Source organism: Pseudomonas sp. UBA5666 (genome assembly GCF_002420785.1).
GTDB lineage: Bacteria > Pseudomonadota > Gammaproteobacteria > Pseudomonadales > Pseudomonadaceae > Aquipseudomonas > Aquipseudomonas fulva.
The window spans coordinates 36,524-59,136 of the sequence record NZ_DIIQ01000047.1; the positions used below are offsets into that span (position 1 = coordinate 36,524).

Below are 22,613 nucleotides of genomic sequence, written 5' to 3' on the forward strand. Positions count from 1 at the left end.
TCGACACAGCAACGTGATGCCGTGCGCGCGACACAGCAACTTCAACTTAGGCGAGGCACGTATGGCGCTGCACAAACTGACCGTTTCTTCCCACGGCGTCGACTTTGAACTGCCCTCCAACTCACCCCTTACAGACATCGAATGGGAGGCCGGTGGCAAGAATGTCATCCCGCTCGGCTGCCGCGTCGGGGCGTGCGGGGCGTGCCTGATCAAAGTCAAGCAAGGGCTGGACGCGTTGAATCCACGCAACGATGAGGAAACAGCATTCATAGAACTGTTGGGCTATAGCGGGGCGGACTACCGTCTGGCCTGCCAGTGCCTGATCAGAGGTGAATTGGCCATTGAAGTCATTGGCTAGGCAGTGCGTTGTTCACGTCGACTCATGATGAGTGGCGTCTTGTATCAGAACCCAAGAAGAGGCTCGAATATGCTGAACCGTGTAAAGAATGTGGGCTATGGCGATCGCACTCCGTTCCTCAATGCTGCTGCATCGGTCAACCTGCGTGGGGAAATCGACAGCATCATCGATGAACAGGTCGATCAGTGGTACAAGACGGTGCCGCAAGCCGCGCACCTGGAAGGCAAGGATGTCAACAGCGCCTACTACAAGCGTCACCTGATCGAGACGGCGTGGCGTATCCGCCTGCTGCGCGTTGCCGAGGCCAAGGCCTTGGTCGAGGTGGCGAAAGTCAGCCCGGAAGCTGCGCAGATCTGGGCCCACTACGAACAGGAAGAAATGCTGCATGACGACTTGTTCATCCAGGATCTCCAGCGTGTAGGCGTCAGCCGCGAAGAGTTCCTTGCCACCGAACCCTACCTGTCCACCAAGCTGCTGGCAGGCTTCTTCTCCTACCTGCTCGACCATGAAGGCCCCCTGGGCGTCATCGCCTACTCGTACCTGGTCGAATACGTCAACGTCAAGCTCGAGCCGCGCAAGCTCGAAGCGCTCAAGGGTTCGGTCGGCGAATCCAAGATCGTGGGTCAGATCTCCCACTCCCACACCGACATCAACGATGACCATCCAGGCGAGGTATGGGCGGCATTGCGCTTCTTGATCAAAGGTGAGCAGGACATCGCTGCGCTCAAGCGCTACCTGGCCGAGCATCAGAAAGTGTTGGCCATGTACTTCAACGAGTTGTACCTGGACACGCTGGCCAGCCCGCAAGCCAAGGTAGCCTAAGCCATGGTGCAGGCAATGAAGACGACGCGACCTGGTGTGCTGATCCTGAGCCATTGCGGCTTTTCATTTCTGGAAGACTTGAAGTTAGAGCTGCATCGTCGACAGCTTCGCTGCTTCGTGCTTTCTTCATTGCCGCTTCCTGAACATGTACCGGCTCGTTTGCAGCAAATCGAGTCTTGGGCAGACCGGCTCTATGTCGGCGACGCTCACCAATTACGCAGCGATGAGGTTACCCATACCCTCCAGCGTCTGCATGAAGCAGGCGAACAGGTCACCTGCTGCATCAGCGTGTGGGAGGGGTACCGGCACCTGATGGCGCAGGCCAACCTGTCGCTTGGCACCTACGACATTGGCCCTGAGCAAGCGCTTGCCCTGCGCAACAAGCTCGGGGTGCGTAACCAACTGGCGGCAGCCGGGCTTTCACAGGTCCAGGCGCATGCTCTGTCGGCATCGGTCCTGCAGGCATTGCAGATGGATGGCCGGCCTTACTTCATCAAGCCGATCCATGGCATCGCTTCCTATGCCGCCTTCCCAATGCGTCCGGACACCCGTTGGGCCACGTTGGAAGCCTTGAGAGAGGCTTCGGCGAGCGACACCGTGTATGCCTCGGCCTTCAATGAGGGGCTTGAGTTCATGGCCGAGGATTACATCCCCGGTAAAGAATTCAGCTTCGAGACCTTACTGCTCGATGGCCAGGTCCACGTGGTGGCCATTCATGAAAAATACGAAGTCACCGAGACAGCCGAAACGGTGCTGGAAGACAGCTGCACCACACCGCCAGCCAGCCTCGATAAAGCGCAGATCGCAGCCGGCCTGGCATGGCTGAGTGAAGTGCTTGGCTGCCTGGCGCTGAAATGGGGTTGCTACCACATCGAAGCCAGGTTCACCGGCGAGCACTGGGACCTGATCGAAGTCAATCCACGGGTGGGCGGCAGCCTGATTTCCCATAGCGTTGAGGCGGTCGCTGACGGGCACAGCATGCTCTCGCTGTGGCTGGACCTGCTGTTCGCAAGCCAGGACGATGCGCCTCTGCGCGAGGCCTTCGCACAGCGTCTGGACAGGCTTGGCTGGCACGCCGAGGGCACCACCGAGCAGACGACGGCCACGTTCTTTCGCGTCTATTTCGCCAAAGCCGGCACCCTGCGTAGCGTCGAGCTGGCTGAGACCCCACTGGCGCCCAGCGTGACGCACATCCTGCTCAAGGCAGGCGATGTGATTCCTGCCCATGCCCGTGAAGTGTTCCTCGGCCAGTTGCTGTGGACATTCCCGCACACCGAACACCCCGCTGAACTCAAGCGCCTGTCTCGTAGCAGCGCAGACGCGCTCGATATCCAGTACGAGACCGAAGGCTTCTGACGTCCGCTAGGCACCGGAGACAATTGACATGTCCTTGCAAAGACCCGTTTTGCTGGTTGTGGATTACAACTTGAGCCGTATCGGCGACGTTCAACACATGCGCAACCATGCCCGTGAGCGCTGGAATGCCGAAACCTGGTTGGTGCGCAGCGCTCCCCAGGCGCACGATCTGCGCATCAGCGATCGGCTTATCGACGCAGACCCGTTGGCGCCGGACTTCATCCAGCGCGTGCTTGAGCAATTAGGCGACGAGGCCGCGCGTGTCAGTGCTGGCATCGTGTTTTCCGACAATGCAGTGGCCAGTGGCGCTGCGCTGCTTGAGCGCCTTGGTTTGCCCGTTGACGACGCCCGCCTGGCACTGGGGGCGTTCGACAAGCTGGCCTATCGGATAAGCGAGCAGCGCATCGGGCCGCTGCTTACACAGCTCGGCGTGATGGTGCCGGATTTCGAACGCATCAGGTGCCTTGAAGACGTACAGAACTTCGCCCGGCGTCAGGCTCACGGCTTCGTCATCAAACCCACGACCGAGGGCAATAACCGGGGCGTCGTCCTGGTCGCCCCGGGTACAGACTGCGACCAGGCGTTTGCCGAAGTAGAGCCGTACCTGGCGAGCGGCGTGCTGGCCGAAGCCTTGATACCCTTTGACCGTGAATACTCCTACGACGGGCTGGGCGAGTTGTGGTTCATCACCGAGAAAGTGAGTGCCACCGGGCGCTACCCGGTAGAAGTGGCGCAGATCCTGCCGGCCCGGCTCGATCATCAGGAACGCATGGCCATCCGTGTGGTGGGCGAGCAGGTCAACCGATTGGTCGGCCAGCGCATCGGGCCGTTCCACAACGAGATCAAGCTCAGCGAGAAAGACTGCAACACGGCCGTGGTCGAACCCAATCGGCGCCCTGCAGGCATGAAAATCTGGACGCTGGCTCAAGCTGTCCACGGGCTTGACTTGTATGCAGCCTGGATCGACTCGGTATTTTCGGCAGCCATACCCAAGGAGCTGCCAGAGCCTAGCTGTAGCGCGGCCACCCTCATGTTCGGCGTGCCTCAGGACATGACCGTCGATGTGGCCCGACTAGGCGACGTTCATGCCCTGGTGGTGGAAACCATTGCCTGCGCAGCACAGCGGCTGGGCATTGCACAGGACGCTGTCGTCTTGCTCGAATGCGCTTGGGTGACCAGTGCGCGCCGTCTCGTCCATGCCACGCCCCGGGATAATGGCGATTTCGTGGCGCAGGCCTGCGTGACGCTGCACGATGCCCAGGCCGATATCCGTGATCTGGTCAGCGCGCTGCGCGAACAGTGGCTGGAGGTCGTGGCGCGCAGCCTGGCTGCCGAACCCCTGCTCAAAGCCGCTTGCTGAGCGACGCCATCCACGCTTCGAGAACAATAATATGAAGATTCTGATCCTCCACCGTGTGCCTTACCCCCGAATCGAATACCACCGTGGCATCGATCATGCGCTGCACGAAGTCACCTATTTCGGCAAGCAAGCTGCAATCGACACGCTGCCTGCCGATTTGCAGTGCAAGCGGGTGGTACGAGCGGGTACCGCCAGCGCTAGTGAGGAAGCATTGGCATGGCTGTCTGGTAGCCCCCAGCGCTTTGATCGCATTATTTCAATGTCCGAATACGAACTGCTCGATGCTGCACGCTTGAGAGAAGCATTGGGCGTTGAAGGGGCTTCATTACAGACCGTGACCCTGGCGCGCAACAAGCTGCTGATGAAGCAAGCGGTGCAGGCCAACGGCTTGCGCATACCGCAGTTCATGTCGCTGGCCTGTTACCTGGACGCGCAAGGCCAGGTGCCTTGGGCAGGCAAAACGGTCTTGAAACCCCACAGCGGCGCTTCGAGCGCGGACGTCAGCGTACATTTACCGTCTCAGGCCCACGCCGAAATCCGGCGCAAAATCCATGAACAGTCGTTGCACATCGATGATTTTCAGGTCGAGGAGTACGTTGCAGGCCCCATCCGCCATTTCGACGGTTTGGTGCTCGACGGTCGAATCGTCACGATGCAGGCCAGTGAATACGTAGGCACCTGCCTGGACTACATGGAGCGGGGTGCGCCGCTGGGTTCCTGGCATGTGGACAGCTGCGCATCCATGCGGGAGTGGGTGGGGCAGGCGCTGAACGCGGTGCGGATCACCCACGGCGCCTTCCACCTGGAAGCCATCATGGACGCCGACGGGCCGGTCTTCCTCGAAGTGGGTAACCGGGTCGGCGGGGCTGACGTGGTGGCGACGTATGAGATGGCCACGGGGATTCATTTGCCTTCGCTGGAACTGCGCATCTATGTCGACGGCGAACTGGACCTTTCGACGCTGAGCGGCCGGCAGGCGGACCTGGGCTACGGATGGTTCGTGTTCCCTGGGCACACTCACCCGCAGCGCACGTTCCTTGGGCTCGAGGGCGCAGGTGAACTGCGCGGCAGCCCTTGTATCGTGCAGTGGAACGAGCTCGAACCGGGTGCACCATTGCCTGGGCACGTGACCTACTCGGCATTCGAAGCGCCGCTGGCGGGCATCGTCAAGACCGCCGAGCCCGAGCGTACCCGCGACTGGATGGTTGATCTGTTCTCGCGGGTATCACTGGCCCGGCACCTGACATCCGTTGCTTAACTTCTTCTTCAAGGCAGCCTGCCAATGAAACCACAGCATGTAGTGCTGGCCGTTCTGATCACGGCCATCTGGGGCATCAATTTCTCTGTCATCAAACTGGGGCTGGCCACTGTCGACCCACTGATCCTCGCCGGGATTCGTTTCAGCCTGTGTGCGCTGCCGGCGATTTTCTTCATCCGCAAACCCGATGTGGCCTGGCGCTACATCATTGGCTACGGCCTGGTGTTCGGCATCGGCTTATGGGGTGTGGTCAACCTCGGGATCAAGGCTGGGCTGTCTGCCGGCATTGCCTCGCTGGTGCTGCAGTTCAGTGCATTCTTCACCATCCTGCTGGGCGGGTTGGTCTTCAAAGAAGCACTGACGCGCTTTCAGGTGCTGGGCATGCTGGTGGCCTTAGCGGGGCTGCTGTGCATCATCACGATCAGCGACGGCTCGGTGACATTGCCTGGTGTGTTGCTGGTACTCCTGGGCGCTGGCGCATGGAGCGTGGCCAACGTCATCAACAAGAAGGCAAAGACCAAGGACGTGTTCGCGTTCCTGGTGTGGTCCAGCGCTTTTGCACCGATCCCGTTGTTCGTGCTCGACTACGCGGTCAATGGCAGTGCCGGCTACACCGCGCTGGTCCATCAGGTGGACAGCACGGCGATTCTGTCGATTCTGTTCCAGGTTTATCCGAACACCTTGTTTGCCTATTGGATCTGGAATTCGCTGCTCAAGACGTACCCGGTATCGACCGTCGCACCGCTTTCGCTGCTGGTGCCGATTTTCGGCATGCTCGGCTCGGTACTGGTGTTCAACGAGAGCGTGCCCACCAGCAAGGTACTGGCCGTTGTCCTGATCGTGCTGGGTCTGGCTGTCGGCCTGTATGGGCAGCGCATCTTCAATGCTTTGTCCGCGCGCACTGCGCGGACCTCACTGTGAATCGATAGGAAGTCGAAATGAGTTTGGGAAGACGTGGATTCATGGGGGGCGCTGTGGGCGCCACCCTGGTTGGCGGCGGCATGATCGCCAGCCTGTCCAGCGCAGGCGCCGTTGCGGCGCCCGAGCCAGAAACCCCGGCATTCGATCCTGCCGACTGGGCATCGGTACGGGCGCAGTTTCAGCTGTCGCCACGGTATGTGCATATCTCCAACTTCTTTCTGGCATCCAACCCCAAGCCGGTGCGCGATGCCATGGCGCGGCACCGGGAGGCCTTCGACCAGAACCCCTATACCTACCTCGAAGACCACATGTTCGCCAAACCCGAAGACATGGTCTGGCGCAAGGTCTGCGAAACCGCGGCCGCCTATACGGGCGGGCGCGCAGAGGACATTGCCCTGACCACCAGCACGACCCAGGGCCTGGCAATGATCTACAACGGCATCAAGCTCAATCCCGATCAGGAAATTCTCACCACCCACCATGAGTGGTACACCCATGACGAAGCGATGCGCCTGGCTGTGGTCAAGTGGGGTGGCAGCATCAGGCGCATCGATCTCTACCAAGGTCCGCAGGACGTCAGCGTCGATGCCATCGTGACGCGTATCGAAGCCGCCATTCGCCCTTCGACCCGCATTCTGGCAATGACTTGGGTCCATTCAGGCACCGGCGTACGGTTGCCGGTCAAGGAGATCGGCGACCTGGTGGCCCGGCTCAACAAAGGCCGTGACGAGGCGCAGAGAATCCTGTACGTGATTGACGGGGTGCATGGTTTCGGCTGCTCCGAGGCGCAGGTCGCCAGCCTGGGATGCGATTTCTTCAGTGCCGGTACACACAAGTGGATCCTCGGCCCGCACGGAACCGGTCTGGTGTGGGGGCGCCAAGGGCAATGGCGCCACGTCATGCCGACCATTCCCACCATCATGGCGGCCGAGCCTGCCAATGCCTGGCGCCAGGAACGTGCGCCGCAGGGCGATACGCAAGCGGCATGGGTAAGCCCCGGAGGGTTCCTGGCGTTCGAGAATCAGTGGGCGATGATCGAGGCGTTCCGATTCATCGAGCAAATTGGCCGCAAGCGCATTGCCGAGCGCGTTGCCGAACTCAATGGCCAACTCAAGGAAGGGCTGGCCAAACTGCCCAATGTTTCATTGCTCACGCCCCAAGACGCGCAGTTTTCGGCGGGTATCGTGTGCTGCGACGTTAAGGGTCAGGCGCCCAAGGACGTGGTGGCGAAGTTGAAAGCGCAGAACATCATTGCCAGCGCAACACCTTACCGCCATACCTCGGTTCGCTTCTCTGCCGGGATCACCAACACGCCCCAGGACATTGAAAAGACCCTGCAGGTGATGCACAGCCTGACATGATTCAGGGCTGTGCAGGGATCACCGGGCGCGCTAGCCCGGCCTGCCAGGCCGGGTAGCGATGCCAAAGGCAGAGGCGGATCTCAGAGCTTCGGCATCTGCCCGATCCGCGCCACCATTTCGCTGACCACCTGCAGGTCCAGCATGAACTGGTCCACGGTCTTGAACTCGTTGTCGTTATGCCCGGTGTACTTCACACCGGGCATGGCCAGACCAAACTGCACGCCGTTGGGCAGGTCGTGCACTGAGGTGGCTCCGGCGGACGTACCGAACGCGTGCTTCATGCCCAGGTTTTCGCTGGCCACAGCCAGCAGGGCCTTGACCCACTCGCCTTCTGGGTTGCGGTACATCGGCTCGTCCAGGCTGTAGTCGTAGGCGGGCGTGATATGGCTTTGCTGCGACCACTTACCGAGCTTGTCGGCGATTTCATCCTTGATCGTCGCGACCGCCTTGCCCTTGGGGATGCGCAGGTTGATCGCCAGCTTCAAGCCTTTGTCATCCACACCGATGAAGGTTGGCGAGGCGGTAAGCGGCCCCATGAATGCATCGTCATAGGCGATGCCCAGCTTCTTGCCCAGGTAGTCCAGGCCCCAGTTGTCCGCCGCATAGTGGGCAGCATCGGTGAACTGGTTCCGCTTCAACGGCACCGTCTTGCCCACGCCATTGATGAAGTCCAGCATGCGCGCGACAGGGTTCACGCCCGATTCGGGCTCCGAGGAGTGAGCTGACACACCGGTCACGGTGAGCACCACTTGCTTGCCGTCGGGTTTGGCGGCAATGCTGAAGTCGCCACCGTTTTGCTTCACGTACTCGGCACCGGCCGTGTTCAACCGCTGCGCCAGTGCGCTGGCGTCGTCGGTGAGCAAGGTCGCTACCGAGGTGGACGGGATCTGATTGGTAGCAAGCCCACCGGTAAGGTTGACGATTTCGGCACCCTGGCCGCTGGCCGCACGCTTGGCAAAATTCGCCATCACGGTGCCGTAGCCTTTTTCCGCGATGACCACCGGATAGCCGCCATCCAGGGCGAGGTTGTAGTCAGGCGTAGGGTTGCGCTCGAAGTAGTACGGGATGGCATCGCCGCTGGTTTCTTCGGTGGTGTCGATCAGCAGTTTGAATTGCCGCGCCAGGGGCAGGTTTTCATCCTTGGCGACCTTCAGGGCATACAGCGCTACGACGATGCCATTCTTGTCGTCCTCGGTACCACGGCCGTACATGCGATCACCGACCAGGGTGACCTTGAACGGGTCCAGGCGCGTGCCGTCGGCCAGCTTCCAGTTTTCCGGTGTGACAGGGACCACGTCGGCATGGGCATGGATACCGACCACTTCCTTGCCGCTTCCCAGGGAGATTTCGTAGACACGGTTGTCGACGTTGCGAAAAGCCAGGCCAAACCCGTCGGCCAGTGCCTTGATCTTGTCGGCGATCTTCAGGAACTCGGGGTTTTCATGCTGAGGCGTGCCCTCGACGGTGACCGTGGGAATGGCCACCAGTTCGCGCAGGGTCTGGGTGGCAGCCTTGCCGTACTTGATGCGGGTGTAGAGCCCGAGCAGGCGATTGATCTCGTTCTGCTGCTCGGCGCCCAGCGGCTTACCGGCCAGGTAGGTGTCCAAGGTGGTGCCCAGGTCATCGGCCTGGGCCAGTTCGCTGCCTTTGAGCTTGCCGAGAAACTGCTTGAAGTCATGCGGATCGCTGCCGTCGAACGCCTTGACGATCGCCGCAGACTGCTGCTGGGTGAGGTTGGCCTGGGCAGGCAACGCGAACAAGCCGATGCTGGCTGCCAGCAGGGAAACAGAGGTGAGCTTTTTCAGATGCATGAGTGTACGCATTCCTTCGCCAATCATTGATGAGGCCCCGTCGTGCGGGAAGGCCCTCACGCTAACACCAATGACCTGTGGTACGGCAGTACCAAGCGTGTGACATGGCGCACAAACGAAAAAGCCCCAGGCGTTGGCCTGGGGCTTTTCATGTATGGCGCACTCGGCGGGATTCGAACCCACGACCCCTGCCTTCGGAGGGCAATGCGGTACAGGAATCTTGGTTGGTGGCAAGTCCTGTTAAGTGCCTCTAAGTGCCGTGTGGCAAGGCTTCCGACCTATAACCTAATCGACAGTCTATGACTCTTGGGAGCACTTAAGGGCTGTCACCTTGGGCACAAAAACGAAATTCTAAACTTCGATCTTTGACCACTAACCAGATCTATCGCATGGTCAGCCGTTCAGCTTGGAATACGATGGTTTGGAAATAAGATACGACCTCATGATCGCCCGGCTCAGGCTTCAAACCACGAGATCTTTCTCAAGCAGAGCGCGGCTCAGCTGAAATCTGATCATGCCAAATATTTCGGTCTCGCGTTCGAAGGCAAGCTCACAAGCGAGGAGCTTTTCCTCGCCTGATGACTCTGCCCTCGCATGGGCCAAGGCCGTGCAACATGTGCCGAGATTAGTACCGTAGCTAGCTCACTCGTCCTTGGCGTTTACATCGGCAGAGACTTTGCCAAACGACTCCCAATGGCCAACCAGCTCATCCACGCGATCAGGAATGCGCGGTGACTTACTGAGCACCAGACAGCGGGTTGTACCCACGTACTCCTCAAGGAGGTAGAGCGTGTCCCCAACGTCGACGCCCATCTCCTGCAGAACTTCGTCGGGTAGGCGAATAGCACCGTCGCCGTCCCAGTCCTCAATCACTACATGATTCCGCATCTCGACCTCAGGCAGCGGCTGAATGAAGTGTCCGCAGGGGGAGGCAACGGCGAGCCGATGCCAACGAAGTCCCGCGGCGCAGGTCGACAGAATAGCAAAAAGCTCTCGGGCTCAGAGCGTTGTAACGACGCCCCCCTCACCTCAGCCGCAGCTTCTGACATTTGAACTCGCTCCGGGCCTGCCAGGCACCATCGCCCTTAATGGGCAGAAAGTCCCGCAATACCACCGGAGAAATTCACTATCCCCATGCCGCACCCAGCTAATCCACCAGCAGCTCACTGATAGGTCATCGAGACTTCGCTCTATAGCCACCGTGGCTGCGCTGGCTTGCCGCAGGATGCCAGTGGCAGTCCCGCAAAAACCACTGAGCTGCCACATACTCTCACAGGGATCTCTTCGCCGAACTAGCCAAATACACCCTCGTGACGACAGATCCCTCCGCCAAATCGCCAATATCCAGCGTGCGCCCCCGGAATAAATCGTTAAACCTCGACTGGCCTGGCCTTTCACTCACTATTTCGTATGACGCAGCTCCTGCGAACCATTAAACGAAGCCCACCCGCCAGGACAAATACGTATCATGAGGCAGCGGGTTAGCTTGGTAAGCTCGCTCTCAGACAACCTTTGTCAATGTGGCCGTCATGGAAGAAAGCGCGCAACAGCGTTCAGAACGCTATGTATCCGCCCGCAGCCAGCACCCAGCATGGCTTTTGCTCGCCTCGCGGCGTGCTCCGCTCGTATTGGGCTGCCTGCGCACGCTATTCGAGCGGGCGCATGATGGGATCCCCATGGAGGATGCGCTGCAAGCGCTGTCCGAAATGCTGGCTGCTTATGCCAGCCAGGAGCTTTACGAAATCGACCCAGATGCAACGCATCTCCAAGCAGGTCGTGAACTTCGTGAATGGATCAAGCGGCGCCTCGTCGTAGAGCGAGAGGGCCGTATCTATGCAACCGACGCGCTGGAGTCAGCCATCCAGTTCGTAGATTCGCTGGATAGTCGGATCATGACTTCCACAGCATCTCGCCTTTCGGTGGTTCAGCGCGAGATCGAAAACCTGGAAACGGGTCTGAACCCCAGCCCAACTGGCCGTATTGCCAGCCTGCGCCGCCGAATCCAGGATTTGGAGCACGAGCTAGCGCAGGTAGAAGCTGGCAACGTCATCGTGCTTGATGAAGCGCAGGCGATAGAGGGCATACGCGAGGTATATAACCTGGCCACCAGCCTACGCGCGGACTTTCGACGAGTTGAAGACTCTTGGCGCGAGGCGGATCGCGCCCTTCGACACTCGATCATCAGCGAGCAGTCTCACCGTGGAGAAATCGTCGATCGGTTGTTGGACGGGCAAGATGCTCTACTCAACACCCCCGAGGGGCGTGTCTTCGAAAGCTTCCAGCAGCAACTGAGGCAGTCCGCTGAGCTGGAAACCATGCGTGAGCGTTTGCGCACCATCCTTCGTCATCCAGCGGTTCCAAAGGCACTGAATCGTCCCCAGCAACGTGAGCTACGTTGGCTGGCGTTACGCCTGGTTCGGGAGTCGCAGGCTGTGCTCCAAGCGCGCGCCCGAAGCGAGCGCGATGTTCGTGGCTTCATGAAGACGGGGCTGGCCGCCGAGCATCATCGCGTCGGACAGTTACTCAACGATCTCTTCAATCTAGCGCTCAGAGTCGACTGGCAACGCCAGTCAGAACGCCGTAAGCCTGCATGTTTACCACCAGTTGGCGTAGCCATTACCGGTATCCCGGCAATCGAGCGTCTCCGCTTCAAGACCCTGGATGACGATGATACGGGCGAGCTGGATCTGAGTTTGAAGCCTGCGGGGTTGGAGCAGATTGATGATGACTTCTGGGATGCCTTCGACGGGCTGGATCGTGAAGCGCTGATTCAGGACACCCTAGCTGTGCTGGCGGAGCAGGGGCGCCCTGTCAGTCTCGGGGAGCTTGCGTCTTTGCTTCCACCTGCTCACGACCTAGAAACCTTTGCGCTCTGGTTGGCGATGGCACGCGAGGCAGGTATTGAGGTGCTGAAAGAGGAGCGTCAGCTCGTGGAGCTAGTTGACGAGGATGAGCAACGCTGGCGCTTCAATCTGCCTTATGTCGGACTCGACCACGAGGCACTCAAGGACATCGATTGGGAGTTGTGAGCATGGCAGGGATTTTCGATCGAATAGCAGGCGCCTCTGGCACCGACGAAACGGAGCTGACGGTGGAGCCCATAACGTTGGATGACGGCATGGATGATGAACAGCCTCTTATGAGCGCCGCTGTTCAGGTCGATGAGCGCCGGACGCCGCAACGGGTACGTGAGGCCGTACAGGAAATGCTCAAGTACGGGCTGCTGGAAGAAAGTCACAAGCCCAATCTGTATCGCTCGGCGCTTGCCAATATCGAGGCGGTCGACACAATCCTGGAACCCCTCGACCTGGCCATGGGGGTCGACGAGGTTCGCGGGCTGGTGTTCGTCACCGTTCGTCAGGGCGAGGTGGCCGAGCAGGATGACTGGTCGCACCCCCTTGTGCGCAGGCAAAGGCTGAACCTGGAGCAGTCCCTGCTGATCGCCATTCTGCGCCAGCATTTCATCGCCTACGAACAGGAAAGCGGTACGGGCGCCACTCAGGCACTGGTAGCTGTTGATGAGCTGATTCCGCAATTGCAGGTTTACCTGGGCGAGCTGGGCAGTGAGGCGAAGGAGCGCAATCGCGTCATCACGCTGCTGGATCAGCTCAAGGGGCATGGTTTGGTGTCGGCTCTGGACGCCCATGACCGCGTCATCATCCGCCCCATCATTACCCACTTGGCCAACCCGGAGAACCTGCAGGCACTGGTGGTTTGGCTGCGCGAGCAGGTGGAGGGCGCGACTACCCCGGCTGCCGCTGCTGAGGAGGACGAGGCGTGAAGCAAGCACTGCTCTGGCGTGACAGCGAGACCCTCATTCTCAGCAGCATCGAACTCTATAACTGGGGCGGCTTTCAGGGATATCACCGTGCCGAGATCGATCCCTCAGGCACCGCCGTGATCGGCCCAACGGGTAGCGGTAAAACGACGCTGGTGGATGCTCTGATGACCTTGCTGTGCGCCAACCCGCGCTACAACCTGGCTTCCACAGGTGGGCATGAAAGCGACCGTGATCTGGTGTCCTATGTGCGCGGGGTTACCGGCCCTGGAGACGGAGGTGTAGAGCAATCTCATATCGCGCGCCAGGGTAAGACGGTCACCGCCATTGCCGCCACGCTCGAGCGTGACGGTGCGCAGGTGCGACTGGGCGCTGTACTCTGGTTCGAGGGCACCAGCTCCTCGGCGTCCGATCTGAAAAAACTGTGGCTGTTAAGCGAGTCCCCCGAGCAGACGCTGGAGCATTGGCTCAGCCAACATCACGCAGGCGGCATGCGGGCGCTGCGTCAGATGGAGAAGGATGGCACGGGTATCTGGCCGTATCCCAGTAAAAAAGCCTTCCTGGCCAGGCTCAGGGATTACTTCGAGGTGGGTGAAAACGCCTTCACCTTGCTCAACCGCGCTGCCGGCCTGAAGCAGCTCAACAGCATCGATGAGATCTTTCGCGAGTTGGTACTGGATGACCGCTCCGCCTTCGTGCGGGCTGCCGAAGTCGCCAGCAGCTTCGATGATCTGACCGATATTCACCGAGAACTGGAAACTGCTAGAAAACAGCAGCGCTCATTGCTGCCGGTCGCCGATGGCTGGGAGCGTTACCGAGTCTTGCAAGCCCAGTTGCAGGACAAACAGGCGCTCGAAGGCATTCTTCCGGTCTGGTTCGCCGAGCAGGGTTATCGCCTGTGGTTGGCCGAAACCAACAGGCTGGAGACGGCGTACAAACAGGCCGAACTGGATCAGGCGCAATGCAGGGGGCAGCTTGAAACCCAGAAGGGCGTGGTCGATCAACATCGTCAGCGCTACCTACGTGTAGGGGGCGCAGGGATAGATCAACTACGCGGGCGCATTGCGGATTGTGCCAGGGAGCGTGATAAGCGACGCCTGAAAGCCGAGCAGTACCAACGCTTGGTCAAGGGGCTTGGACTCGCGGATGAGTTATCGGCTGCTGCACTCGAGGAAAATCAGCAGCAGATCGCGGCACGCCTGGAAATACTGGGCGAGCATATTACCGAGGCACGGCAAAAGGCGTTCGATGCCGGCATCGTCCAGAAAGAACTCGATGGCCGCCTGCAGAGCTTGCAGCAGGAGCGTGCCGAGGTCGAACGACGGCCAGGCTCGAACCTGCCTGGGCATTTTCATGCTTTTCGAGGGGAGCTGGCGCAGACGCTTGGCGTCGATGAATCGGCCCTGCCTTTCGTTGCCGAGCTGGTGCAGGTCAAGCCCGAGGAGCTGGCCTGGAGGGGGGCCATCGAGCGGGCAATCGGCAGCCACCGCCTGCGTATCCTGGTGCCGCAGGGTGCGTCCGAGGCTGCACTGCGTTGGGTGAACCAACGACACAACCGCTTGCATGTGCGCTTGTTGGAGGTCAAGGAACCGTCGTCGCGCCCTGTGTTCTTCGACGATGGTTATACCCGCAAGCTGACCTTCAAGGAGCATCCGTACCGCGAAGCGATAAAGGCGCTACTGGCGGACAATGACCGACATTGCGTGGAGAGCACGGAGCAATTGCGTCATACCCCGCACGCCATGACGGCTCAGGGGCTGATGTCGGGTAAAGAACGCTTCTTCGACAAACAGGATCAGAAGCGCCTCGATGAGGACTGGCTGACCGGCTTCGATAACCGCGACCGTCTTGCCTTCCTGGCCGAGCAGATTGGCGAGGTCAATGAACTGCTCGCGCCTGCCAGGCTGGCCTTGGACGCTGCCCGGGGCGATGCCCGCAAGTTGGAGGATCAAGCTTCGCTGCTGCAGCGCGTCGAAGAACTGCAGTTCGAGGAGATTGATTTGCCGGGCGCCGAGCGTCAGCTTGCGTCGCTGCATGCTCAGCTCGAAACCCTGACGCGTCCCGACACCGACCTTGCCATGATCAAGGCTGAGTTGGATGAAGCTGAGGCGCTGTTCGACGCCCTGGATCGACAGAGGCAACAACTCATCGAGCAGTGCGGTCAGTTGAAACTTCAGTTCGAGCAGGCTGCATCCGCTACCCGTAAGGCCTATCGTGGTGCCGAAAAAGGGCTGAACGATACGCAGCGTGAACTAGCGCAAACGCATTTCCCGACCCTGACGGCAGATGACCTTGGCGATATTGTCGAGCTGGAGCGCCAGCATACGCGTGAGCTGCAAGGGCAGCTCAAAGCGCTCGGCGATAAACTCGGCGATCAGAAAACAGAGCTTGCCAAACGTATGTCTGACGCTCTGAAGGTGGACACCGGAGCGCTTGCGGAGGTCGGGCGAGAACTGGTGGACGTACCCAGGTATCTGGAGCGTCTTCGCGTGCTGACCGAGGAAGCCCTGCCCGAGAAACTCAAGCGCTTCCTGGAATACCTCAATCGTTCCTCGGATGACGGCGTCACCCAGTTGCTCAGCTATATCGACCATGAAGTCTCGGTGATCGAGGAGCGCCTGGATGACCTGAATAGCACGATGCAGCGTGTCGACTTTCAGCCCGGACGCTATCTGCGCCTGGTGGCGAAGAAGGTTATCCATGAAAGCCTGCGCACCTTGCAACAGGCTCAGCGCCAACTGAACTCGGCGCGCTTCATCGATGATGAAGGCGAGAGTCACTACAAGGCATTGCAGGCGCTCGTTGGGCTGCTCAAAGATGCCTGCGAGCACAGCAGGAATCAGGGCGCCAAAGCGCTTCTGGATCCGCGCTTCCGCCTGGAGTTCGCGGTCTCAGTGATCGATCGAGAAAGCAAGAGTGTCATCGAAACCCGAACAGGCTCTCAGGGCGGTAGTGGTGGTGAGAAGGAGATCATCGCCTCCTATGTGCTGACCGCATCACTCAGCTATGCGCTTTGTCCCGACGGCAGCAGCCGGCCGTTGTTCGGCACCATCGTTCTCGACGAGGCGTTCTCGCGCAGCTCCCATGCGGTTGCCGGTCGGATCATTGCAGCGTTGAGAGAGTTCGGCCTGCACGCTGTCTTCATCACGCCCAACAAGGAAATGCGCCTGCTGCGCCACCATACGCGTTCGGCAGTCGTCGTTCATCGGCGCGGCGTGGAATCCAGTCTGGTTTCCCTGAGCTGGGAAGCTTTGGATGAGCATCATCAACAGCGCATCAAGGCCATGCATGAAGTCGCCCACTGACATCAGTCGCAGCCTGGCCAGACAATGGCAGCGCTCCAGCGTACGCTTGGAACGCTTGCTCAATCCCGCTAGCTGGCCGCAAAGCCTCAACATCGGCAAGCCTTCGGCACGTCTATTCACTGACAACATCCAGGCGGTACTCCGGCATGTGGAGAACTGGCGGAGCGTGAACGTGGGTACAGTCGACTGGGAGCCCGTCAGCTACCGAGCAGGGCTGTCCCCCATTTCCTTACCGATGCGCTGGCACTTGCGTAGCCCTTCCGAATGGATTGCCGCGACCAATGATCCAGCGGTCAGCCAGGAATACGCTCAACTCGAGTATCTGGTTGAGCAGGTAGACAGTGCCTTTCATGCGCTGCTGGTAGCACAACGGAGCTTGTGGTTGACGAAGCCGTCCGAAGAAGTCGTCGCCACGGCGCGACTCGCCACCCGGTTGTCGCCAGGCTGTGCCCGAGGCCGTCCGCTGCGCCTGCTTGCCGAGCACGGCGTCGACACCAAGTTTTTCGAGCGCAACGCCAGTTTGCTGACCTGGCTCCTCGACGAGCGCTTCGGAGGCGCGGCATCCGAGCAAGGCCTGACGACTTTTCTGGATGCCTTTGAAGAAAGCAGCCACTGGGTTCTGGTCGTTCCCCTTCAGCCTGAACTGTTGCCCTTCAAGCGGCTCAGACTCACCACTGCGGAACTGGCCGAAACCCCACTTCCCGGTTCGCGATTGCTCGTGGTGGAAAATGAGCAATGCATTCACTTGCTGCCTGAGAACTTACCGGACACCCTGGCTGTGCTGGGCTCAGGACTCGATTTGCAGTGGCTAGCGTCCGCGCACCTGGCCGGTAAACATATCGCTTACTGGGGCGATATGGATACTTGGGGCTTGCTTATGTTGGCGCGAGCGAGACTTCATCAACCTACGGTCGAAGCACTATTGATGGAACGGGAGCTGTTCGAGCAACACTCACCGGTGAGCGCAGTCCTCGAGCCGACCAAAGCTCTGGATTCGGCCCCACCTGGTTTGCTGGCTGACGAAGCGGACTTCTATCGGTATCTGCTGGTGCAAGAACGAGGACGTCTTGAGCAGGAGTACCTGCCAAAGGAACAAGTTGAGCGCGCTATCGAGCAGTGGGCTCGAAAGATCCCTGTATAGAGCGGCTGGCGGTGGGCTCAATAGCCCTGTAATCCTTAGACCGCCTACCCTTAAACCACAATCTTCAGATATTCCTTCTCTGAAATTGCCAACGTTGATCGCTTTAGGCGGCCGGTTTTCAGCGTTGGTCTGCAGCGAGCCTTTCCACCTCCTCGACGAGACTAAGGGCGATTCACGATTCCGGTCGACTTAAAGCGCCGGAGGCCGGGATGCTCACGGATTTCCGGTCAGTTGAGTTGCACCATGGCCGAGCCGATCTCGCGCTCGCCAGATTCCGGTCTGATGACGCGACCAAGAGCGCTCGGCTGTTTCCGGTTGCGCTGGAGCGTATGGTCGGGGCTGGTTGACTGCCTGCGCACAGCATTCCGGTCAGACAGCGACACAGGGAAATTCACCACTTACTGCGCGGTTTACAGGGCGACGGGAGTCCAGCGCTCGCCCCAGTTTTGCATCCACCGGAATTTGCCGAGCGCCTTGGATCACAGGAACACCTTCGCCGAAATAGTCAAATGAACCCTCATTTCCTAATCTGGGAGCTGACGAAATTTGCGGCATCTACGTTAGCGCAGCGGACCATCGAGTTACCGTGTGTCTCGTAAGTAATCGGGAGCGCACGCTGATGAGATGGTTTTTCGTGGTGATGCTTTGCGGTGGGGCAGGTCTCTGGCTAAGCGCCCAATATCAAGTTCCTCAATGGTTGCTTTGGCTCCTGCTGGCGCTGGGAACCACGATGTGGGGCCTGGCCAAGTGGATGGAGCGGCAGGAGGCCAAGACGGAGTGCAGTCATGATTGAGCACACAGATCCGGGTTGGTCTGCATGCCCAATACTGCAGGCTTTGCAGCTTTCTGCACGGCAAACACTAGTTGGCATTGCACCTTATCTGGAGCGGTTTCACAGTGGGCGGGAAGGCCTGCAGGAATTCCAGGTTGATGGACTGCTGTTCTACCCTCTGGAGCTAATCAAGGGCGTGCTGGTACGTTCGCCTCAATGGCCGCGGCGCTTAACTGCGCGCTGGGTGGCGGGCGCTGGCGAGCCAGCTACCCGGGGCTTTGAGTTCATGACCAGGAGATAACGAGATTGACCCTCCCTTACGAAAGAACACGCGCCATCCTCAAAACAGAGGAGTTCCTGCGTGAACTCTCCCGTCATTCGGGGTTACCGCAGGATATCCGCAGCTATGCGAAAAGCCTGCTCAGGCACTATCCATCTGCCGATCAAATTTTCTCGCTGGGGCGCCTTGAGGAATGTCTGGTAAACGAAGCGCTTGAAGATGAATACCGACGGCGGGTAATCGCCTTCCACCAGCCGTTGCTCTGCTCGTCGCTGGAGTCGACACGATAGCAATGTCCTGCCCTCATTCTGAGCCGCCGGTGTCTCACCTCGTCAGGCAGCGGGTTAAGTTTCTGCGCAAGGGGAGGCCTTTCAGCATCAGGTGTCTTGCAGGGCTTGGTTCGAGCTCGGCCATCTCCAAGGCAGTCGCCCAGCTTGTTCGCCGTGGCGAGCTTGAGCGTGTGTATCGTGGCATCTACATGCGGCCGAAATACAGTCAGTACACTGGTCGGGTTCATCGTCCTGGGCCTTGGGACTTGGTGAATCTGATTGCCAGGCAGAACCGTTGGAAGCTGCAGATCCACGGCGCTGATGCCGTGAGACATTTCGGGCTGAGTACACAGATGCCGGTCATCCCGATCTATTACACGAGCGGCTCCAGTCGATCTCTATTCGTGGGGAAGGCCGAGATCAGGCTCGTGCATGCCGCTCCGATGGTGATGCAGTGCGCAGGAACCAAAGTGGGGATGACCATCAGCGCTCTGTTTTATCTCGGCAAAGGTGGTACTACGCCGGAGTGTGTTGCTGTAATGAAAAAAGCTCTCAGCCCTGAAGACCTGAGCAAAATAGTGGCCTGCAGAATGCCGAAATGGATGCGCGCAGCGCTGGAGACAACATGAGCCGGTAAGAAGCAGCCAGACACTCCGTTTGGCTGCCTATCCCTCTATCAGAGTCGGACCTGCATCTATTGCTGGCTGCCCTTCTGCATATTTATCCGCGCTCTGCGGATATAGCTCACCGACACGCTGAGCCGGCGGGCGATCTCGGCGTCGGAAAGGCCCCCGAACTCCGAGATAATTTCGGGTGTCATTTCGGGCAACGGTCGCTTGTACGCTTGTATTCCAAGCTCCCTACGCATTTTTTTGACCGGAAAATTACTGACGCCTAAACGGTCAGCGACTTCTGTATCCGGCATCATCCCCAGTAGAGCTATGGCTTCGCTGGTCCAAATGTCCTCCAGTGGTTTGAAACGCTCACGACTGATCTTTGACTCTGGGATCTTCAGCTCCGCTCTCGCACGCTTGATTCGGTTGATGGAAACACCGTACGGGCTTGCCAGCGCGTAATCAGGACGAACTGGAAAGGCGTGTTCGCTCGGTCATGAGACGATTGCAATTACACCCCCAAAGAATCCGTTCTTATTTCCGGCATCCACGTATCGCCTACGCAGCATGATTTGGTGTATTTGATTGCCGGGTTAATAGTGCGGGGTAGCCCACCGTGAGTCACTACTGCTAGTAGCCGATGGCAGAACCATCTTTACGCGGATCAGAACCGGCAGTCAGGGTGCCGGTTTGAGGATCGATGAGAATAATTTGACCGCCGCCCAGCGGCTTATAGCTGGGTGAATCGACCAGCTTATGCCCAAGCGCCTCAAGGCCCTGACGGGTATCAGCACTGACTCCCGCCTCCACCTGTACCACACCGTTCTCGAAGAACACTCGTGGCGCATCGATTGCCTCTTGCGCATCCATGCCGTAGTCGATGATGTTGGTCAGAACATGTACCTGCCCCACCGGCTGGTAGTCTCCACCCATCACGCCAAGTGGTGCAATCACCTGACCGTCCTTACAGAGCATACCCGGCATAATGGTATGCATGGGCCGTTTAGTCGGGGCGATAACGTTCGGATGTTCAGGACTCAGGCGAAAACTTTTGCCACGGTTTTGCAACAGCACACCGGATTTTGGAGCAACCACACCACTTCCAAACTCGTTGTAGATTGAATTGATAAAACTCACCACGTTGCGGTTTTCATCCACCACACACAGATACACCGTATCCGAGTGATCCAGCACCGAGTCAGGCAGCTCGCCTGTCGCTTTAAGGTTAATACCCCGGGCCATTTTTTCGCCCACTTCAGGCGCCAGCAGTTGCTCCACCGATGTGTTCATAGACGCCTGATCGGCAAGGCGCAGATCACGCTCACGGTAGGCCAGACGCGAGGCTTCAACTTCCAAATGAAGGCGTGCGGCACTCTCAGGATGCAACTCTTTCAAATCGAAGTGGCTCAGGGTATTCAGCATCAGTAGGGCTGTTAAGCCTTGGTTATTGGGTGGCACCTGATACAAATCAAAGCCACGGTAACTACCTTTAATAGGGTCGACATAATTGCCCCGGCACTCGGCAAAATCTGCCAGCGTGTGCAGCCCGCCACCAGCTTGCAGCGCCTCCACCATATCCTCGGCGATAGCGCCGGTGTAGAAGGCATCGCGACCAAATTTGGCAATCGCCTCCAAGGTATTGGCTAGTTCGGGCTGACGATGAATTTCGCCAGCCTTGGGGGCGCGGCCTTCAGGTAAAAACACCCGACGCGCATTGTCGATTTCTTTCAGCCACGGCTCGTTTTGCGCCCAGTCTCCCGCCACTCTGTCGGCCACCACATAACCTTCGCGGGCGAAGAAGATCGCGTCTTTAAGGACTTCTTCACGTGCCAGAACGCCGTGCTCATCCAAAAGCTGACACCAGGCATCAATCGCACCCGGCACCGTCACGCTATGCGCACCGCGACCGGGAATGGCATCAAGGCCCTGCTGCAGATACCAATCAAGGGTGGCGGCCTTTGGCGAGCGGCCCGAGCCGTTAAAGGCGCGCACCTTTTGATCTTTACCTGCCAACAGCACAAAGCAGTCACCGCCAATACCGGTGGCTTGCGGCTCAACCACCGCCAATACCGCAGCAGCGGCTACGGCAGCATCCATCGCACTGCCCCCACGGCGCAAAATATCCAGGCCGGCTTGGCTGGCCAGCGGGTGAGAAGTGGAAATCATGCCGCGCTGGGCACGTACCGGGGAACGGCCAGGTAGATGTAAGTTACGCATGGTGAAAACTCCGCAAACGGCTGGCATGTTCTGGATTTAAGGCCAAGGCAGGGACACGCCCGGCTAACAAGTCCTGGACTTGTGCCACACATTCCATGGCTTGGTAATCACTGGCCTCGGGTGTCAGCCCGGCAACATGAGGGGTAGCAATAACATTGGCGAGCACGGCAATTTTTGGATTCGGCTGCTCATCAAGGCCGCGCCCCACATCAAGGCCTGCGCCTTGAATCTGACCGCGGGTGAGTGCGTGATAAAGCGCTTCCTCATCAACCAGAATGCCTCGGGCGATATTGATAAAAAAGCTGTCTTTGCGCATTTGGCCAAACGCCCTAGCGTTAAACATCTCTATGGTTTCGGGCGTGGCGTAGGCTGCGGCAACCACATAATCAGAGGAGGCCAGCAGCTCCTCAAAACGCACCTTTTCAATGCCCTGTTCGGTGATCTCTGCGTAAGGGTCATAGACTGACACCTGCATGCCCGCACACAGACAAAGGGCCGCGATGCGCTTACCAATCGCGCCATAGCCGACAATGCCTACACTGGCTCCATAAAGCTGGCGACCAAAGACCATCGGCTGCTGATGCACGCCCTGATGATAAAGTGTGGCAGCCTGGGTAATACCGCGGCCCAGATCAATCATCAAACCCAAGGCCAGCTCACTACAGGCCTCGGCGTAACCTGCGCTGCAACGCACCGCCAAGATGCCTGCAGCACTGGCTGCTGACACATCGACATTGCGCGCATCCACCGCGCAGCGCAAAAAAGCCAGCAGGTTCGGCAGACCCGCAAACACCAAGGCCTCGCCCGGCGCCAGGCGATCAGAAATAATCACCTGACAATCTTTGGCTGCTGCTACTAGCGCATCGCCCCGCAAGGGCTCGTCACTATCGTTTAGCCGTACATTGCCAAGCCCCTGCAGGGTAGTTACCGCGCGGGCACTGAAGAAGTTTTTCAATAAGTCGCGGTTATGGGTAATCAGGATATTCATCT

Annotated in this window: 18 protein-coding genes and 1 pseudogene; 15 read left to right on the forward strand and 4 right to left on the reverse strand. The window is 59.1% G+C overall.

The window, feature by feature from the left end; translation table 11 throughout:
* Positions 1 to 61 precede the first annotated feature (61 nt).
* The 7 genes from B2Y33_RS20790 to B2Y33_RS20820 all read left to right on the forward strand — a co-directional run bounded on the left by B2Y33_RS20790 (position 62) and on the right by B2Y33_RS20820 (position 7,436).
* Positions 62 to 358, forward strand: a complete 297-nt coding sequence (locus B2Y33_RS20790) for a 2Fe-2S iron-sulfur cluster-binding protein (protein WP_028688198.1) — start codon at positions 62 to 64, stop codon at positions 356 to 358.
* 69 nt (positions 359 to 427) lie between these two features.
* On the forward strand, positions 428 to 1,180 hold the full coding sequence (locus B2Y33_RS20795; RefSeq protein WP_023535779.1) for a hypothetical protein: 753 nt from the start codon (positions 428 to 430) through the stop codon (positions 1,178 to 1,180).
* 15 nt (positions 1,181 to 1,195) lie between these two features.
* Positions 1,196 to 2,536: an ATP-grasp domain-containing protein gene (locus B2Y33_RS20800; RefSeq protein WP_206405242.1), complete on the forward strand. Its 1,341-nt coding sequence runs from the start codon at positions 1,196 to 1,198 to the stop codon at positions 2,534 to 2,536.
* A gap of 28 nt (positions 2,537 to 2,564) precedes the next feature.
* The gene (locus tag B2Y33_RS20805; protein ID WP_206405241.1) at positions 2,565 to 3,896 is read left to right on the forward strand and encodes an ATP-grasp domain-containing protein; all 1,332 of its coding nucleotides are present in this window, start codon (positions 2,565 to 2,567) and stop codon (positions 3,894 to 3,896) included.
* Positions 3,897 to 3,927: 31 nt separating this feature from the next.
* Positions 3,928 to 5,154 (forward strand): ATP-grasp domain-containing protein, encoded by a 1,227-nt coding sequence (locus B2Y33_RS20810; RefSeq protein WP_027914154.1) that lies wholly within the window; start codon positions 3,928 to 3,930, stop codon positions 5,152 to 5,154.
* A gap of 24 nt (positions 5,155 to 5,178) precedes the next feature.
* Positions 5,179 to 6,075: an EamA family transporter gene (locus tag B2Y33_RS20815; protein ID WP_027914153.1), complete on the forward strand. Its 897-nt coding sequence runs from the start codon at positions 5,179 to 5,181 to the stop codon at positions 6,073 to 6,075.
* A gap of 17 nt (positions 6,076 to 6,092) precedes the next feature.
* Positions 6,093 to 7,436, forward strand: a complete 1,344-nt coding sequence (locus B2Y33_RS20820; RefSeq protein ID WP_230395997.1) for an aminotransferase class V-fold PLP-dependent enzyme — start codon at positions 6,093 to 6,095, stop codon at positions 7,434 to 7,436.
* A gap of 80 nt (positions 7,437 to 7,516) precedes the next feature.
* Here the strand turns inward: B2Y33_RS20820 and B2Y33_RS20825 are convergent, their stop codons facing one another.
* Positions 7,517 to 9,247, reverse strand: a complete 1,731-nt coding sequence (locus tag B2Y33_RS20825; protein WP_104925694.1) for a dipeptidase — start codon at positions 9,245 to 9,247, stop codon at positions 7,517 to 7,519.
* 642 nt (positions 9,248 to 9,889) lie between these two features.
* Positions 9,890 to 10,135: an AbrB/MazE/SpoVT family DNA-binding domain-containing protein gene (locus B2Y33_RS20830; RefSeq protein ID WP_054881267.1), complete on the reverse strand. Its 246-nt coding sequence runs from the start codon at positions 10,133 to 10,135 to the stop codon at positions 9,890 to 9,892.
* 641 nt (positions 10,136 to 10,776) lie between these two features.
* Between B2Y33_RS20830 and B2Y33_RS20835 the strand changes: the two genes are divergently transcribed.
* From B2Y33_RS20835 to B2Y33_RS20870, 8 genes and pseudogenes are all read left to right on the forward strand, one after another.
* A complete protein-coding gene (locus B2Y33_RS20835) occupies positions 10,777 to 12,276 on the forward strand; it encodes a DUF3375 domain-containing protein (RefSeq protein ID WP_082422837.1) in 1,500 nt (499 codons plus the stop codon).
* A gap of 2 nt (positions 12,277 to 12,278) precedes the next feature.
* Positions 12,279 to 13,028, forward strand: coding sequence for a DUF4194 domain-containing protein (locus B2Y33_RS20840; protein WP_177333899.1), 750 nt, complete (start codon positions 12,279 to 12,281; stop codon positions 13,026 to 13,028).
* A complete protein-coding gene (locus B2Y33_RS20845) occupies positions 13,025 to 16,330 on the forward strand; it encodes an ATP-binding protein (protein WP_082422838.1) in 3,306 nt (1,101 codons plus the stop codon). Before B2Y33_RS20840 ends, B2Y33_RS20845 begins: the two co-directional genes overlap by 4 nt.
* Complete coding sequence (locus tag B2Y33_RS20850; protein WP_223656450.1) at positions 16,281 to 17,471, forward strand: Wadjet anti-phage system protein JetD domain-containing protein; 1,191 nt, start codon at positions 16,281 to 16,283, stop codon at positions 17,469 to 17,471. Before B2Y33_RS20845 ends, B2Y33_RS20850 begins: the two co-directional genes overlap by 50 nt.
* A gap of 785 nt (positions 17,472 to 18,256) precedes the next feature.
* Complete coding sequence (locus B2Y33_RS20855; protein WP_054881264.1) at positions 18,257 to 18,544, forward strand: hypothetical protein; 288 nt, start codon at positions 18,257 to 18,259, stop codon at positions 18,542 to 18,544.
* Between the two features lie 5 nt (positions 18,545 to 18,549).
* Positions 18,550 to 18,813, forward strand: coding sequence for a BPSL0761 family protein (locus tag B2Y33_RS20860; protein ID WP_060499449.1), 264 nt, complete (start codon positions 18,550 to 18,552; stop codon positions 18,811 to 18,813).
* A gap of 29 nt (positions 18,814 to 18,842) precedes the next feature.
* The gene (locus B2Y33_RS20865) at positions 18,843 to 19,421 is read left to right on the forward strand and encodes a DUF6088 family protein (RefSeq protein ID WP_306303013.1); all 579 of its coding nucleotides are present in this window, start codon (positions 18,843 to 18,845) and stop codon (positions 19,419 to 19,421) included.
* Between the two features lie 424 nt (positions 19,422 to 19,845).
* Positions 19,846 to 19,977, forward strand: a pseudogene (locus B2Y33_RS20870) (IS630 family transposase); the annotation flags it as partial.
* A 59-nt stretch (positions 19,978 to 20,036) separates the two neighbouring features.
* On the opposite strand, the gene ggt reads toward B2Y33_RS20870, so the two are convergent.
* On the reverse strand, positions 20,037 to 21,623 hold the full coding sequence (ggt, locus tag B2Y33_RS20875; RefSeq protein WP_054881260.1) for a gamma-glutamyltransferase: 1,587 nt from the start codon (positions 21,621 to 21,623) through the stop codon (positions 20,037 to 20,039).
* A complete protein-coding gene (locus tag B2Y33_RS20880; RefSeq protein ID WP_023083522.1) occupies positions 21,616 to 22,611 on the reverse strand; it encodes an NAD(P)-dependent oxidoreductase in 996 nt (331 codons plus the stop codon). Before B2Y33_RS20880 ends, ggt begins: the two co-directional genes overlap by 8 nt.
* Positions 22,612 to 22,613 lie beyond the last annotated feature (2 nt).

What these genes read in the sequence shown, in the direction of transcription:
- B2Y33_RS20815 (WP_027914153.1), top strand. Translation starts at nt 5,179, where the DNA reads ATGAAACCACAGCATGTAGTGCTGGCCGTTCTGATCACGGCCATCTGG.
- B2Y33_RS20790 (WP_028688198.1), top strand. Translation starts at nt 62, where the DNA reads ATGGCGCTGCACAAACTGACCGTTTCTTCCCACGGCGTCGACTTTGAA.
- ggt (WP_054881260.1), bottom strand. Translation starts at nt 21,623, where the DNA reads ATGCGTAACTTACATCTACCTGGCCGTTCCCCGGTACGTGCCCAGCGC.
- B2Y33_RS20880 (WP_023083522.1), bottom strand. Translation starts at nt 22,611, where the DNA reads ATGAATATCCTGATTACCCATAACCGCGACTTATTGAAAAACTTCTTC.
- B2Y33_RS20850 (WP_223656450.1), top strand. Translation starts at nt 16,281, where the DNA reads ATGAGCATCATCAACAGCGCATCAAGGCCATGCATGAAGTCGCCCACT.
- B2Y33_RS20825 (WP_104925694.1), bottom strand. Translation starts at nt 9,247, where the DNA reads ATGCATCTGAAAAAGCTCACCTCTGTTTCCCTGCTGGCAGCCAGCATC.
- B2Y33_RS20835 (WP_082422837.1), top strand. Translation starts at nt 10,777, where the DNA reads ATGGAAGAAAGCGCGCAACAGCGTTCAGAACGCTATGTATCCGCCCGC.
- B2Y33_RS20795 (WP_023535779.1), top strand. Translation starts at nt 428, where the DNA reads ATGCTGAACCGTGTAAAGAATGTGGGCTATGGCGATCGCACTCCGTTC.
- B2Y33_RS20805 (WP_206405241.1), top strand. Translation starts at nt 2,565, where the DNA reads ATGTCCTTGCAAAGACCCGTTTTGCTGGTTGTGGATTACAACTTGAGC.
- B2Y33_RS20810 (WP_027914154.1), top strand. Translation starts at nt 3,928, where the DNA reads ATGAAGATTCTGATCCTCCACCGTGTGCCTTACCCCCGAATCGAATAC.
- B2Y33_RS20840 (WP_177333899.1), top strand. Translation starts at nt 12,279, where the DNA reads ATGGCAGGGATTTTCGATCGAATAGCAGGCGCCTCTGGCACCGACGAA.
- B2Y33_RS20830 (WP_054881267.1), bottom strand. Translation starts at nt 10,135, where the DNA reads ATGCGGAATCATGTAGTGATTGAGGACTGGGACGGCGACGGTGCTATT.
- B2Y33_RS20820 (WP_230395997.1), top strand. Translation starts at nt 6,093, where the DNA reads ATGAGTTTGGGAAGACGTGGATTCATGGGGGGCGCTGTGGGCGCCACC.
- B2Y33_RS20800 (WP_206405242.1), top strand. Translation starts at nt 1,196, where the DNA reads ATGAAGACGACGCGACCTGGTGTGCTGATCCTGAGCCATTGCGGCTTT.
- B2Y33_RS20855 (WP_054881264.1), top strand. Translation starts at nt 18,257, where the DNA reads ATGATTGAGCACACAGATCCGGGTTGGTCTGCATGCCCAATACTGCAG.